General features: G+C 45.8%; 13 protein-coding genes. 6 read left to right on the forward strand and 7 right to left on the reverse strand.

The genetic code is table 11. The annotated features are described in order from the left end of the window. Positions 1-117 precede the first annotated feature (117 nt). Positions 118-378, forward strand: a complete 261-nt coding sequence (gene psaK, locus QUA24_RS23370; RefSeq protein WP_333232450.1) for a photosystem I reaction center subunit PsaK — start codon at positions 118-120, stop codon at positions 376-378. 45 nt (positions 379-423) lie between these two features. On the opposite strand, the gene QUA24_RS23375 is transcribed toward psaK, so the two are convergent. After that, the gene (locus tag QUA24_RS23375; protein WP_333232452.1) at positions 424-1,062 is read right to left on the reverse strand and encodes a histidine phosphatase family protein; all 639 of its coding nucleotides are present in this window, start codon (positions 1,060-1,062) and stop codon (positions 424-426) included. A gap of 146 nt (positions 1,063-1,208) precedes the next feature. Then, a complete protein-coding gene (locus QUA24_RS23380; RefSeq protein ID WP_333232454.1) occupies positions 1,209-3,683 on the reverse strand; it encodes a phosphoketolase family protein in 2,475 nt (824 codons plus the stop codon). A 769-nt stretch (positions 3,684-4,452) separates the two neighbouring features. On the opposite strand from QUA24_RS23380, the gene QUA24_RS23385 reads away from it, so the two are divergent. Both QUA24_RS23385 and QUA24_RS23390 read left to right on the forward strand, forming a co-directional pair. Beyond that, complete coding sequence (locus tag QUA24_RS23385; RefSeq protein ID WP_333232468.1) at positions 4,453-4,674, forward strand: DUF433 domain-containing protein; 222 nt, start codon at positions 4,453-4,455, stop codon at positions 4,672-4,674. Beyond that, positions 4,661-4,834, forward strand: coding sequence for a DUF5615 family PIN-like protein (locus tag QUA24_RS23390; protein ID WP_333232455.1), 174 nt, complete (start codon positions 4,661-4,663; stop codon positions 4,832-4,834). The genes QUA24_RS23385 and QUA24_RS23390 overlap by 14 nt, the downstream gene beginning before the upstream one ends. Positions 4,835-5,134: 300 nt before the next feature. Here QUA24_RS23390 and QUA24_RS23395 read toward each other — a convergent pair whose 3' ends face one another. Further along, a complete protein-coding gene (locus QUA24_RS23395) occupies positions 5,135-5,383 on the reverse strand; it encodes a hypothetical protein (RefSeq protein WP_333167058.1) in 249 nt (82 codons plus the stop codon). A gap of 635 nt (positions 5,384-6,018) precedes the next feature. Between QUA24_RS23395 and QUA24_RS23400 the strand changes: the two genes are divergently transcribed. Next, positions 6,019-6,393: a DUF433 domain-containing protein gene (locus tag QUA24_RS23400; RefSeq protein WP_333232457.1), complete on the forward strand. Its 375-nt coding sequence runs from the start codon at positions 6,019-6,021 to the stop codon at positions 6,391-6,393. Positions 6,394-6,629: 236 nt separating this feature from the next. Here the strand turns inward: QUA24_RS23400 and QUA24_RS23410 are convergent, their stop codons facing one another. From QUA24_RS23410 to topA, 4 genes are all read right to left on the reverse strand, one after another. Further along, positions 6,630-7,841 (reverse strand): restriction endonuclease, encoded by a 1,212-nt coding sequence (locus QUA24_RS23410; RefSeq protein WP_333232461.1) that lies wholly within the window; start codon positions 7,839-7,841, stop codon positions 6,630-6,632. A 2-nt stretch (positions 7,842-7,843) separates the two neighbouring features. After that, positions 7,844-8,296, reverse strand: coding sequence for an HNH endonuclease (locus tag QUA24_RS23415; protein ID WP_015178579.1), 453 nt, complete (start codon positions 8,294-8,296; stop codon positions 7,844-7,846). Next, positions 8,287-8,532 (reverse strand): hypothetical protein, encoded by a 246-nt coding sequence (locus tag QUA24_RS23420; protein WP_333202532.1) that lies wholly within the window; start codon positions 8,530-8,532, stop codon positions 8,287-8,289. Before QUA24_RS23420 ends, QUA24_RS23415 begins: the two co-directional genes overlap by 10 nt. A gap of 191 nt (positions 8,533-8,723) precedes the next feature. Further along, positions 8,724-11,495 (reverse strand): type I DNA topoisomerase, encoded by a 2,772-nt coding sequence (gene topA, locus QUA24_RS23425; RefSeq protein WP_333232463.1) that lies wholly within the window; start codon positions 11,493-11,495, stop codon positions 8,724-8,726. A gap of 382 nt (positions 11,496-11,877) precedes the next feature. Between topA and QUA24_RS23430 the strand changes: the two genes are divergently transcribed. Next, positions 11,878-12,651, forward strand: a complete 774-nt coding sequence (locus tag QUA24_RS23430; protein WP_333232464.1) for a VOC family protein — start codon at positions 11,878-11,880, stop codon at positions 12,649-12,651. Between the two features lie 173 nt (positions 12,652-12,824). Further along, on the forward strand, positions 12,825-14,248 hold a 1,424-nt coding region (locus QUA24_RS23435), incomplete at its 3' end, for an AAA family ATPase (RefSeq protein ID WP_333232466.1).

Genomic DNA, 14,248 nt, shown 5'->3' on the forward strand with positions numbered 1-14,248 from the left:
AATATTAAGAAAAATGTCGAAAAATTAACTCTTAATGCAATGTGTAGCTAACAGTTGCATTTTTTTGATATATCTTCTATGCACATTTTCGTTTACTAAAGTTTAAGGAGCCGATCGATGTTTACACCAATTTTACTTGCCGTTGCCCCCAGAACCGTAGAGTGGAGCCCTACAATCGGTTTGATTATGATTCTTTGCAATGTTTTAGCTATTGCGATCGGCAAATCAACCATCCAAAAGCCTCACACAGGCCCAGCAATGCCCTCATCCAGTATGTTCGGCGGTTTGAGTTTAGGTGCAGTTGTGGGAACTATGGCCTTTGGTCATGTTTTGGGAGCAGGTACTATTTTAGGATTGTCTTACATAGGCGCGATTTAGTTTCAGACACTACGGGTAGGCAGTGCGCGCACCCTACCCGCAATTTCAAGTACCGGGCAAATTGCGGAGAGTTTCATCCATGTACGATCGATCGCCCAAAACCTCCAGCAACGGGCCACGAACATCAAACTTGACAATACTGACAGAAGCTGCTAAAGCGGCAATTCGATAGCGATAACGTCCCAAATCAATCCCCAAGAGACTGCACAGAATAATTCTAATAGTCGCCTTGTGTGAGACAACCAAAACATTACCGCTCTTGTACTTTTCTTGAATTTCTGCGATAACTAAGGACGATCGGCTAGCAATTTCCACGGAAGTCTCGCCGCCATTCGGTGCATTCCAAGCAGGTTCAGTCAGCCAATTAATATAATCTTCTTCGTATTCTTTTTTGACCTCTCCTACTGTTTTGCCTTCCCACTTACCGTAATTAATCTCCCTCAGTCCGTCGCGAAGCTGCATTTCAATTCCCACAGCATCGCACAAAGGTTTTGCAGTAGCAATTGTGCGTTTCATCGGACTGACATAAACAGCATCCCAAGGCAATTTTGCGTAAGTGGCGGCAAATTGTTCTGCCATTTGAGAACCTACGGGCGTTAATTCTGGATCGATATGGCCGCAGAAACCGCCAGTCTTGCTGTAAGTCGTTTCACCGTGTCGTACAAAGTAGATTTTTAAGCTCATATATACCACTTTTATTTGATTGTTGAAAGAGACTTTTATTGAACGAACCGCAGAGGAAGATCGCCTGTAGGGACAAGGGAATGCGGTGTCCTAATCCCCGATCGTGTGCCGGACACGGCAATGCCGTGCCCCTACCCAGAATATCGCTAGCCCGGTGCACCCGATCGCACAGTTTGTTCTGCCGTCGCCCCCGGATCTTTTGTTTCCTTCGGCGCTTCCGGCGAAACCGGGCCCGCGTGCGGCCACTTCCAGTCGCGGATTTCCGGCATATCATCGCCGTGCTCAGTGATATACTGCGTGTGCTCGATCAGCTTGTCACGGATAGCTTGTTTGCCGTAAGCTGCTACAGAGCTCAGTTTTGGAACGCGATCGAGTACATCTCCAACCAAGTGGAATCGATCGAGGTCATTAACCACCACCATATCAAACGGCGTCGTAGTCGTTCCCTCTTCCTTGTAACCCCGAACGTGAATATTCGAGTGATTTGTGCGGCGGTAAGCCAATCGGTGAATCAGCCAAGGATAGCCGTGAAAAGCAAAAATCACCGGCTTATCTTTCGTGAACAAACTATCAAAATCCTTGTCAGACAAACCGTGGGGATGTTCTGTCGAAGGCTGAAGAGTCATCAAATCCACCACATTAACCACCCGCACTTTTAAATCGGGATAATCTCGGCGGAGGATGTCAACCGCAGCCAAAGTTTCCAGCGTCGGAACATCACCCGCGCAAGCCATCACCACATCCGGTTCGCCACCTTTATCATTGCTGGCCCACTCCCAAATACCGATGCCGGCCGTACAGTGTTTAATCGCAGCATCCATATCCAAATACTGTAATGCCGGCTGCTTCCCTGCAATAATCACGTTGACATAGTGGCGGCTGCGGAGACAGTGATCCGTTACTGACAGCAAAGTGTTCGCATCCGGCGGCAAATAAATCCGCACAACCTCCGCTTTCTTGTTAATTACGTGGTCGATAAAACCCGGATCTTGGTGAGAAAAACCGTTGTGGTCTTGTCGCCAAACGTGAGAAGTTAGCAGGTAGTTGAGAGAGGCGATCGGTCGGCGCCAAGGAATGTCGTTAGTAGTTTTCAACCACTTGGCGTGTTGGTTGAACATCGAATCGATGATGTGAATAAACGCCTCGTAGCAGGAGAAAAAGCCGTGGCGTCCCGTCAGCAAATAGCCTTCCAGCCATCCCTGACATAGATGTTCGCTGAGAACTTCCATCACCCGGCCTTCGGGGGAGATGTGGTCGTCTTCGGGCAAAATTTCCCCCGCCCACATCCGGTTTGTGACTTCAAACACCGGATCGAGGCGGTTTGAGGCCGTCTCGTCAGGCCCGACAATGCGGAAATTGGCGTTTTCCTGATTCAGTGTCATCACCTCTCGCAGGAAGCGGCCGGAAACGCGGGTTGCTTCTGCCATTACAGTGCCCGGTTTTTGCACGTCAACGGCGTAGTCTTCAAATTTCGGCATTTTCAAGTCTCGCAGCAGCAGGCCGCCGTTAGCGTGGGGATTTGCCCCCATGCGTCGAGAGCCCTTCGGTGCGAGTTCTGCCAATTCGGGAATTAACTTGCCCTTTTCATCGAAGAGTTCTTCCGGCTTATAGCTTTTCATCCAATCTTCGAGGAGTTGGACGTGTCCCGGCTTAGAAGCCATTTCCGAAAGTGGGACTTGGTGCGATCGCCAATAATCCTCAGTTTTCTTACCGTCAACTTCCTTCGGCCCCGTCCAGCCTTTGGGAGTTTTCATCACAATCATCGGCCACTGGGGACGGCCGGAATAGCCCTCCGTCCGGGCTTTTTCCTGAATCGCCTTAATTTCGCCGATCGCGGTATCGAGAGTTGCAGCCATCAACTGGTGCATCGTTTCCGGGTCTGAACCTTCCACCCAATAAGGTTTGTAGCCGTAACCGACCATCAAACTTTCCAATTCCTCTTGCGGAATGCGGGCCAACAGCGTTGGATTGGCAATTTTGTAGCCGTTCAAGTGCAGAATCGGCAACACGGCCCCGTCGCGAACCGGGTTGAGAAACTTGTTAGAGTGCCAGCTAGCAGCCAGCGGGCCGGTTTCGGCTTCCCCGTCACCGACAACGGCCGCCACAATCAAATCGGGATTGTCGAAGGCTGCCCCGTAAGCGTGAACCAGGGCGTAGCCGAGTTCGCCGCCTTCGTGAATCGAACCGGGGGTTTCCGGGGCGACGTGGCTGGGGATACCGCCGGGAAAGGAGAACTGTTTGAACAGCCGTTTGATACCCTCTTCATCTTCGGAAATGTTCGAGTAATATTCGGTATAAGTTCCTTCGAGATAGGTGTTGGCGACCAAGCCCGGCCCGCCGTGTCCGGGGCCTGCGATGTAGATGGTGTTGAGGTCTTGGGCTTTGATGATGCGGTTGAGGTGAACGTAGATGAAGTTTAAACCTGGAGTGGTGCCCCAATGTCCGAGGAGTCTCGGTTTGACGTGTTCGATTTTGAGGGGTTCTTTGAGTAGGGGGTTGTCGAGGAGATAGATTTGTCCGACGGATAGGTAGTTTGCCGCCCGCCAGTAGGCGTTCATTTTGTGTAGTTCTGAGTCGGAAAGCGGCTTTAATTGCGGGATCTCGGTTGTTCCTAGCATCATCAGCGATTGACTCCTGAGTTTTGGTTGTTTTGTAAAGTGCGATCGTGAAGTGCGATCGATATTAATTTGTTATTTGTGACATTTTGTATTTAAACTCCATGTCTTCCACGCAAACTATTGAATTCTAGCTTGTTTATGCCTCCATCAAAGTTTAAATTAATGTTAATTTATAGCTAAATATCGCACGACTTTGATGCAATAAAGCGGGCTACTTGCGGGGATCAAGGGATTCAGTAATACATAATAGGATTTACACAAGAGTTTTGGTAGGCTGTACACTCCGCACTGAGCCGTAGTATATGTTGCGAGTGGTAGGATGTGTTGTGCAAGTCCCCACAAAGATACTTCTCCAGGTAGAAGTCATAAGGATTTATAGGTAAATTTAATTTCACTTTTTGCCTGCTGATGGCTGATACCAGTTATCAAAAAAAATGCAACTTTAAGCAATATCCAAAGCTTTATCTTCTCAGTCATTCCCCATTCTTTAATCTAAAATTTAAAATAGTATGACTCGTTTTGGGTTAAAGTTTTTTAATTTCGTTTAAGCTCCGGGTAAAAGATCGATCACTTTTTATAATGAGAGAGATTGAGCCTGAAGTTAAACAGATATAGCAAGGCTATTTCATTTTGAAAAAGCTTTTTTTTATGAACCGCAGAGGGCGCAGAGGGCGCAGAGGAAGAGAGGAGAGAGACAGGCATTGCGTATAATAGCAAATACATATTATCTATCTAATAATTAACGCAAAATTTAGCTAACACCTAGCAAGCAATCAGCCAAACTCTTGGTGTCTGTGGCGGTGATGCTTGTATGAGAAATACTCGCATTCCTATTTGGGAACTGGTGAGCTTCCATCGTTTGGGTATGAACGAGTCTCGACTCTTATATAACTATGCCACACTAACTGCTTCTGATTTAGCAAATGCGTGGGCTTATGCGGCAGCTTTCCCAGATGCAATTGAAATAGCTATCCGCGAAAATGACGAGGATTGAAATGATGGCGCGTCTTTATACTGACGAACAATTTCCCAGAGAGGTTGTAGAATTGGTGCGCCAGATGGGTAACAATATTTTGACAGTACAAGAAACCGGAAAAGATAACCAAAAAATTCCTGACGAAGAAGTTTTAGCTTTCGCAGTCAGTGAAAATTGAGCTGTTTTAACTCTAAATCGCCGTTATTTTATCAGACTGCACAGCTTACAGTCTGACCATGCTGCAATTATTGTCTGTAGGGGAGAGGATGATTTCACAGAATCGCGGCTAACCTTAATCAGGCTATTTCCTCACTTGAAACATTAACAGGTCAAGTGATTCGAGTCGATCGCACTCTCGGCACAATCTATATCTTAAGCGATCGCTACAAAGTAAACTCAAGCAATCTCAATCTGAAAATCACTGCATCGGTTTGATTGCTGGCTAGATGCCATCGCCGATATTTCCGGCTGAAAAAACTTAGGAGGCGACTAAAACAGGACTCTCTGAAATCCGGCAAACATTGGACACAGTTGGCTGCTGGGAAACGACTCGCAGTTCGTGAGGATAGCGGGGACGGGGGTCATTTTCTAACCAGATGGGCGGTACCATCATCACTTCATAGTAAGCGATCGTATCGAAAACACCTGGCTGGGACTTCAACTCCACTGTTAAGCCCGCTCGGTACTCAAATGCTTCTTCCCAGTCTAAGTTTTCATTGATACCCATAGCGATCGCGCCTCTTAATCTTGTTTCTTTTCTCCATTGTAGAGCACTACATAAAGCATTCGGTACTTTCTGTTGCTTATGATACAATTTTTAACCTTATATGTTCGTTCCCTGACAATTCAAGAGAGAAGAGCAATTGTCAATAAGTAAATAGGATGATTTTGCTGACGGGTGACAAGTAAGCCCAAAAGCGAGCCCTGACAAGCGTTTGAGTTGAGATGTCTCAAAAAGAATAAGGGCGATCAAACCCCGCAGACGTTTATGACACAAAGGAAGAGAACAGAAGAGAATTTTAAGGACGGAAGTACAAACCTATTTTTGCCAGCTTGGCTAATATTTTATAAGTCAGCCTTAATTTGGAACTGGTATAAACACATGATTATCTAGCCCCAAAACACTACATATAGCCTTTCGATCTCTCATATGAGGTACTCAGGGGCATAGGCCTCCGTGGCCTCCGTGGGCATACCTCACTTTTTTGAGAACCGCTATATTTTGTGCTTTGTCAAGCAAGCTATAATCAAAAAAATTATCAAAATTTTCACGCTCCCTCGATTGCAATCTAGAGTCAACTGATTCGGGCGAGCGCACTATAATAGCAAATAGCTACATAATTCATAAATCCTAAAATTTCCATGACAATCAAAGAATTAGAAACACAACTTTTGGCATTAACGCCAACCGAGAAAGCTGAGGCAATCAGCATCTTAACCCAAAGCCTGAAAAACAGCGGCCGCCCGATTACAAAAACTCCCGGCGTGATGGGCGGCGATGCTTGTATTCACGAAACTCGCATTCCCGTTTGGTTGCTCGCCAGCTATCACAATGACGGCGCTACCGATGCTTTTATCCTAGACTGCTATCCCCATCTCAGTGCTGCTGATTTGGTAAATGTTTGGGCTTATGCTGAAGCTTATCCTGACGAAATTGAGGAAGCAATTAGACTGCAAGATGAGGCGGACAAAATGTTAGATACACCAATGCTTGCAAAAACTGACACTAAAAATTAGCACTGAAAATAGCAACAGCAAGCGTCTTCAGATGGCATAATATAAATATTCGTTTCATAGCCTTCCACCTATGACCGCCAAAATCACCCTGAATTTGCCAGATAAAGTCTATCACCAAGCAGAATTACTAGCACAGCAACGCCACCGCAGCGTCAGTGAGATTCTAGTAGAAACTCTGGAAATCTTCCTATTACCAACCGCTAAACCAGTGTCAGCATTGTCTGATTCAGAAGTAATTAATCAGCCCAATCGTAATACTGAGGTATACCATCCCAAAGAGAATAAAACTCTAGATTTCCCCAAAGATAAAGTTCACCATCATTTTTGTACTTCTTTTTTGCTCTGAACACCTTTTCTGCATTTAAATAGAAAAGAGCAGCAATCCCTGTATCTGGGATTTCGTATCCTCGAAGAGGATCACCAACTATACTGACCTTAGTCGTTGGGAGTTCCATGAGTAAAGCAGCTCCTTTTGAATCTCGAAGAACTATCGCAAAACAGTTCCGAATCATCCCACAGTAATTAGTAGCATGAAAAATCTTACCCTCCAGCGTATCTGTTAAACCATTTAAATTGAGTAAATATTTCAAGTGGTCAGGTTTTACTAGACTAGATTTATCACGAATAATACGCTCGGCGGCGTAAAAAGACCAGCGACTCACCTCGTCTGAAGTTGCTAATTTTATCCGTGTCTTTTGTCTAGCGGCGAAGCGTTGAGCACAAGGCAAGTATCGTGAAGTTGTTACAAAAAGTCCTTGATTTGCTCGTTCGTCTTCAACAACAGCACTTAAAGCTTGTACTGCTTGAAGATCGATTGGATTGGATGTGGCGTATCTCTTAGCTTGCACTAGAGTCACAACTTCACCAATCACATCGTTAGAATACAGGCGAATATCTACACCACCGTCAGATCGACCGGAACCAAGTTGAGTGTGATACCCGTTATTACGAAATATCCCATCAAGTAAAACCTCAAACTTTCTGGGATCGAGGTGGTATAAATCATCAGGAGATTTATGAAACCGTTCATAAACCTCTTCATACAGATCCGAAAAATCTGGCTGTACTAAATCGCAAATCCATTGCCATTCAAAGTAGTTACGATATGCTTCTTCTAACTCTTCATCATCAATAACCCAAAATGTAAATACTCCACCTCCATAATTAGTGACGTAGAACCCGGTATTCTGAGTGAGTTCGTCAAATTCATCGTATAGTTCATTACCATAGTCATATAGAATTTCGCCAAGTTGCCCAGAAGCACAGAGAACTAAAACGCATGGATTTTCTGGTGGTTCATCATCAAAATGTTCATTCCATGACTTAAATGTGCAATCGTGCCATAATTCTTTTTGTTGCGCCCACGAACGGATAACTGATTTGAGATCTTCAATATTTTTCTCAAGGCGAACGTCTTGCATATGATTAAAATCAACTGTTCTTATCAATATTATGAATTTTGGCGAGGATCGCCAGAGGGAGGATGCCACCCTGCCCTAATCCATAAACGACGGGCTCGGATAATCGCTCCTTCATTATGATATAGATCGTTAAGGTCTAACCGATCGCAGGTTCCCCTACCTGTTGGAGTAATACCCATTATTTCTAAACCATCCGCAGACCAGTTAAAATGCTCAGACCATTGCTGTTGACGGGGGTTAAACAAAGTTACTTCTTGTTCAGTTTCTGGGTCAGTACCCGTGACAAAATTATAGCGATTATTATTACAGCGATGACAAGCTAAAGCTAAGTTTTCAAGCTCATCGCTACCACCAATCGAGCGAGGTAAAATATGATCTATCGTAAATAGAGTAGAGCTACTTTCTTCCGCTGAATGGCAATATTCACAAAGAAAATTAGCTCTACTTCTTACTAAGTTTCTAGTAGCGCGGTTTACGGACATGAGGCTGCTATAACTTTAGCGTTAATTAAGGTAAAAATCCGATCTAGTTCTAGTAAGCTTGCTAATTCTACAACCTCTTCTGAAGTTAAAAGATTAGCCTTTTTTCTGTCGGCTAGTTCTTCTAATCTAGTTTGCAGGTTTTCGGTAAATTTGAATAAGTAAAGATTTCTGACTTTCTGAATCGAAATCTCACGATCGATCCAGTAGGAAGGTTGTACCATAAGTTCAGCTATCATGGCGATTCAATTACTCCAATTACTACATGGATAGTTTTGATTATATCATGAGAACCAAAGGATTACTTTAGAAAGAGCCGACCTACTTACGCACGGCGCGATCGAAGAAACCGGGTTTTTTACCGTATCTGTCTGCTAAAACAAATTATTGCAAAAAACCCGGTTTCTGACCGTACAGTGCGTAAATCCTGCTAACTTGACTTAGTTGTTTTCTTGGCTGTTGTCGCAGTCGCCGTCTTTTTAGCAGTGGTTTTCTTCGCGGCAGTTTCTGACTTCGCCGCAGTGGTTTTCTTCGCAGCAGTTTCTGACTTCGCCGCAGTGGTTTTCTTCGCAGTAGTTGTTTTCTTCGCCGCAGTTTCCGATTTCGCCGCCGCAGTCTTGGTTGACTTCTTCGACTTGCTGCTAGATTTACCGCCGCCCGCTGCTTCCTTCGCTGCTAACAAATCCAGTGCTTTTTGTAAGGTGAAATTCTCCACAGATTCATCCTTAGCCAAAGAAGCATTGATATCGCCGTGTTTGACGTAGGGCCCATAACGGCCGTCGTAAACATTGATAAGTTCTCCCGATTCTGGATGCGCGCCCAATTCCTTCAAAGGTTTAGCTGTTTTGCTGCTGCCGCGGGCGGCTTTCGGCTGCGATAATAACTCTAATGCCCGATCGAGCTCGATCGTCAAAACATCATCCGGCGGCTTGATCGATCGATAATCTTTCCCCACCTTACCCTGGTCATGCACCACATAAGGCCCGTACATCCCCAAATTAGCTTGCACCTTCGCCCCCGTCTCCGGGTGAGTACCCAACAACCGGGGTAAAGTCAACAAACTCACCGCCATATCCAGCGTCACGCTATCCTTATCCGTCCCCTTCGGTAAAGAAGCCCGCTTCGGTTTCTTATTCGTTTCCGAAACTTCCCCTAACTGAACGTATGGCCCATAACTGCCAATCAGCACATAAATCGGTTCCCCGGTTTCCGGGTGAAGACCCAATTTTTCCGGGCCTTCGGTTTTTTGCTTTAACAGAAACTCCACTTGTTCCGGATCTAAATCTGCCGGCGTCAAATCTTGGGGAATCGATGCTTTTACGACGCCTTCTTCGCTTTCAGATTCCAGATATGCGCCGAATTTGCCGATGCAAACTTTGGCGGTGAGATTCTCCAACACCACAGTTCGGGCCACTTTCGCATCAATCTGGCTTTCCTGTTCTTTGACTTGGGTTGCAAGTCCGGTTTCCCCTGTATAAAACTTTTGCAAATACGGCAGCCATTTCGCCTCGCCGGTGGCAATTTCATCGAGGGTTTGTTCCATTCGGGAAGTAAAACCGGTGTCTACTAAATCAGGAAAATGTGTTTCCAATAAAGTGGTGACGGCGAAAGCGGTGAATGTCGGAATGAGGGCGTTAGCTATTAACTTGGCGTATCCTCGATCGACAATTGTACCGATAATACTCGCGTAGGTACTCGGACGGCCCACACCTTCGCTTTCCAGCATTTTCACCAGAGAAGCTTCCGTGTAGCGGGCGGGAGGTTGAGTTTCGTGGCCAACTGCCTCTAAATCCTTACAATTAGGTTTATCCCCCACCTTCAGCGCCGGCAAAATCACCTCTTGGTCTTCCAACGCCGCATTCGGATCGTCGGAACCTTCCACGTAGGCCCGCAAAAAGCCTGGAAAATCAATGCGTTTGCCGCTGGAACGGAAACCGGCATCTTCTACCTGAGTTAATACAGTGACGTGAGTTTGGCGGGAATCGGCCATTTGAGAAGCCACAGTCCGCTTCCAAATCAAATCGTAGAGGCGGAAATCAATGCCATCCAATCCCGTTTGCTGCGGAGTCCGAAAAGTGCTGCCTGCTGGACGAATAGCTTCGTGGGCTTCCTGGGCGCCTTTGCTTTTCGTAGTGTATTTGCGCGGTTGGGGGCTGAGGTATTCGCTGCCGTAAAGTTCTTGCACGCAACTGCGCGCCGCTGTGATCGCCTGTTCGGACAAATGCACCGAATCCGTCCGCATATAGGTGATAAAACCGCGTTCGTAGAGACTTTGGGCAATTCGCATGGTTTCCCGCGCACCCAGCCTCAGTTTGCGGTTAGCTTCCTGCTGCAAAGTCGAGGTCGTAAACGGCGGCGAGGGTTTCCGGGTGACTGGCCGTTCTTCAATATTCCCGACAGTCCAAGGTTTGTTTTGAATGCGTGAAAGTAAAGCCCGCGCCTGTTCTTCGTTCAGCAAAAGTACACGGCGGCCTGCAATAATTTGCCCGGTATTTTCATCAAAATCGCTGCCGTTTGCAACTTTCACATTGCCGACTGTCACAAGTTTGGCATCAAAGGAAATCTTGCCCTTTTCCAAAAAGGCTTTTAAATCCCAGTAGCTACCTTGGCGGAAAGCGCGGCGTTCCCGTTCCCGGCGCACCAACAGGCGTACAGCGACTGACTGTACTCTACCGGCGGACAAACCCCAAGCGATTTTTTTCCACAGTAAGGGAGAGAGTGTGTAACCGACGAGTCTGTCGAGAATTCGGCGAGTTTCTTGGGCTTGTACAACTCGATTGTCGATATCGCGGCAGTGAGTTAAGGCGTCGCGGATAGCTTCGCGGGTGATTTCGTGAAACACCATCCGCTTGATGGGCACTTTGGGTTTGAGGATTTGCAGCAAATGCCAGGAAATACTTTCGCCTTCCCGGTCTTCGTCAGTGGCTAGAATCAGTTCTGTGGCGTCTTTAAGGGCGTCTTTGAGTTCTTTAACAATTTTCTTTTTATCTTTCGGGATGACGTAGAGGGGTTCAAAGTCTGCTTCCACGTTTACGCCCAGTTGCGCCCATTTTTCTCCTTTAACGGCTTCTGGTATTTCTTCGGCGGAGGATGGTAGGTCGCGGACATGGCCCATCGATGCCTCTACACGGTAGGTGGAGGGCAGGAAGTTGCGGATGGTGCGGGCTTTGGTCGGAGATTCGACGATGACTAAGGTTGACATGGCATCTTTTAAATATGGATAGCAGCGCAGCTAGAGGGTCTAAGTTAGAGAGTTTAGGTCAGATGTCAAGGCTTCTTTCAACTTTGGGCGATTATTTTCAAACTACCTTAATTTTTAACTTACTGCCGATCGGGTGGCAGGTAACAATGTGATGGGATTTTACTGCTTTGGGGGCAGAGGCTGCGAATCGCGTCTCTACAAGATGCACTCCTTGGATGACCTGACTTTAGCAGAATTGTCGCTAACTGGATGTTGAGACTGCGGGATGCGGGCGGATGGTTCCTCAATCTGGTTGTAACTTGAAGGCTGGGGCGATCGATTGCGCGATTTTAGATTTTAGATTTTAGATTGGGAAAGATTTACTGAGTAGAGGTTTTGGAATTTGGTACAGTACGCTGTGCAGCATCAGCGTGGCGATCGCAAAAAAAGCAATCACAGAGGATTAAAATTAATTGAGCGATCGCTCAATTCTATCAACAATGCTATGAGATTTGAATTCGACCATCTTTTCATCCTTACTGATATTGGTGCTTCGGAAGCTAATCGTTTATCCTCATTCGGTTTAGTTGAGGGTGGATCTCGCATTCATCGCGGACAAGGTACAGCCAATCGCTGTTTCTTTTTCCATAACGCAATGTTGGAATTGTTATGGATTCACGATCCAGAAGAGGCGAAGTCGGAGCGAATTCATTTGACTCGTCTTTGGGAGCGATCGACAAATCGGAATAATGGTGCCTGTCCATTTGGCATCTGTTTGCGTCCAGCCAAAGGTGCTGAGGACACAGTTGCATTTTCAAGTTGGGCCTATCGTCCACCTTATTTATCTGAAACGATGAGTATCGCAGTAGGAACAAATAGTGATGTTTTGACTGAGCCCATGCTTGTCCAAATTTCCTTTGGTAAACGTCCCGATCAATACTCTGGTGATAAGTCACAGCCTTTGGATCATGGTGTGGGTTTCCGGGAAATTACTCGCGTAGAATTAGTCAGTCCTGCTGCCAATAATCCGTCACCTGAACTTCAAGCAGTGCTTGAGACAAATCAGCTAAACTTACGGATAGGAACCGAGTATTTTGTCGAGCTTGGTTTTGATGGAGAAGTGCAGGGACAACAGGTAGATTTTCGACCGGGATTGCCGCTTATTATCAGTTGGTAACCTCATCAAGCCGTAAAACAATTAATAATATGGCTCCAGTATCGAACGATCTGCGATCGTTCGTACAGAACGCGGACTGACAAGTGCAGGAACATTAGAGGCCATTGAGAATTTACCAAGTTTGCTGAGTAAACTAGAGATATAGTAACCCCGAATTTATTGAGGACTGGAAAATGGAGACAATTACTGACCTGCCGGGGTATCGCATAACAGAACAACTCTATGCAGGCGATCGCACTTTAGTTTATCGAGGTGTTCGGGAGAGCGATCGTACTCCAGTCGTCATCAAACTGCTGAGAAACGAATACCCGAGCTTCAGCGAACTGCTGCAATTCCGCAACCAATATACCATCGCCAAAAATCTACGTCTGCCTGGAGTGGTTGAACCCCTCGATTTAGCACCTTACAAAAACGCCTATGCTTTGATAATGGAGGACTTTGGAGGAGTTTCCCTGTCTACGTATCTCCCGGCAGCAACTGATAAAAACCAACCCGATAAATCTCTATCTTTAGAAAACTTTCTCATCCTAGCCAGGGAACTAGCAAATATTCTCCACTCTCTATACCAAAACCGAGTTATTCATAAAGATATCAAACCCGCCAATATTCTGATTAACCCACATAGCAAACAAATTAAACTCATTGACTTCAGTATTTCTTCCCTGCTGCCGAGAGAAACCCAAGAAATCCAGAATCCCAACACCATCGAAGGAACCTTAGCTTATCTCTCCCCAGAAAAGACAGGAAGAATGAATCGAGGCATTGACTATCGGAGTGACTTTTATTCCCTGGGTGTGACCTTCTATGAATTGTTGACCACACAGTTACCCTTCGACTCAGACGACCCAATGGAGTTAGTGCATTGTCATCTCGCCAAACAGCCGATTCCGGTACATCAAATCAAGCCAGAAGTTCCCCTAATTTTATCCCAAATTGTTAGTAAACTGATGGCAAAGAATGCGGAAAATCGCTATCAGAGTGCATTAGGACTGAAACACGATTTAGAGATTTGTCTGGCTCAATTACAAAACACGGGTAACATTGAGACGTTTGCATTGGGAACGCGGGATATTACAGACAATTTCCTCATCCCCGAAAAACTCTACGGCAGAGAAACAGAAGTTGAAACCTTATTAGCAGCATTTGAGCGAGTCAGCAGAGGCAGCACCGAAATGATGCTAGTATCCGGTTACTCGGGCATTGGAAAATCCGCCTTAGTACAAGAAGTTTATAAACCAATTACTAAAGCCAGAGGTTATTTTATAGCCGGAAAATTCGACCAATTTCAACGAAACATCCCTTACGCCGCCGTTGTCAAAGCCTTTCAATCATTAGTCAAGCAACTCTTAACAGAAAGCGAAAATCAACTCAATACCTGGAAAGAAAAAATATTAGCAGCCGTTGGCGCTAATAGTCAAATCATTGTCGATGTCATTCCTGAAGTAGAATTAATCATTGGCACACAGCCAGCCGTACAAGAATTAGGCGCTACAGAAGCACAAAACCGCTTTAATTTAGTATTTCAAAAATTCATCCGCGTCTTTTGTTCAGTTGACTATCCCTTAGTCATCTTTCTCGACGATTTACAATGGGCTGA

Source organism: Microcoleus sp. Pol12B5, assembly GCF_036701335.1.
Lineage (GTDB): Bacteria > Cyanobacteriota > Cyanobacteriia > Cyanobacteriales > Microcoleaceae > Microcoleus.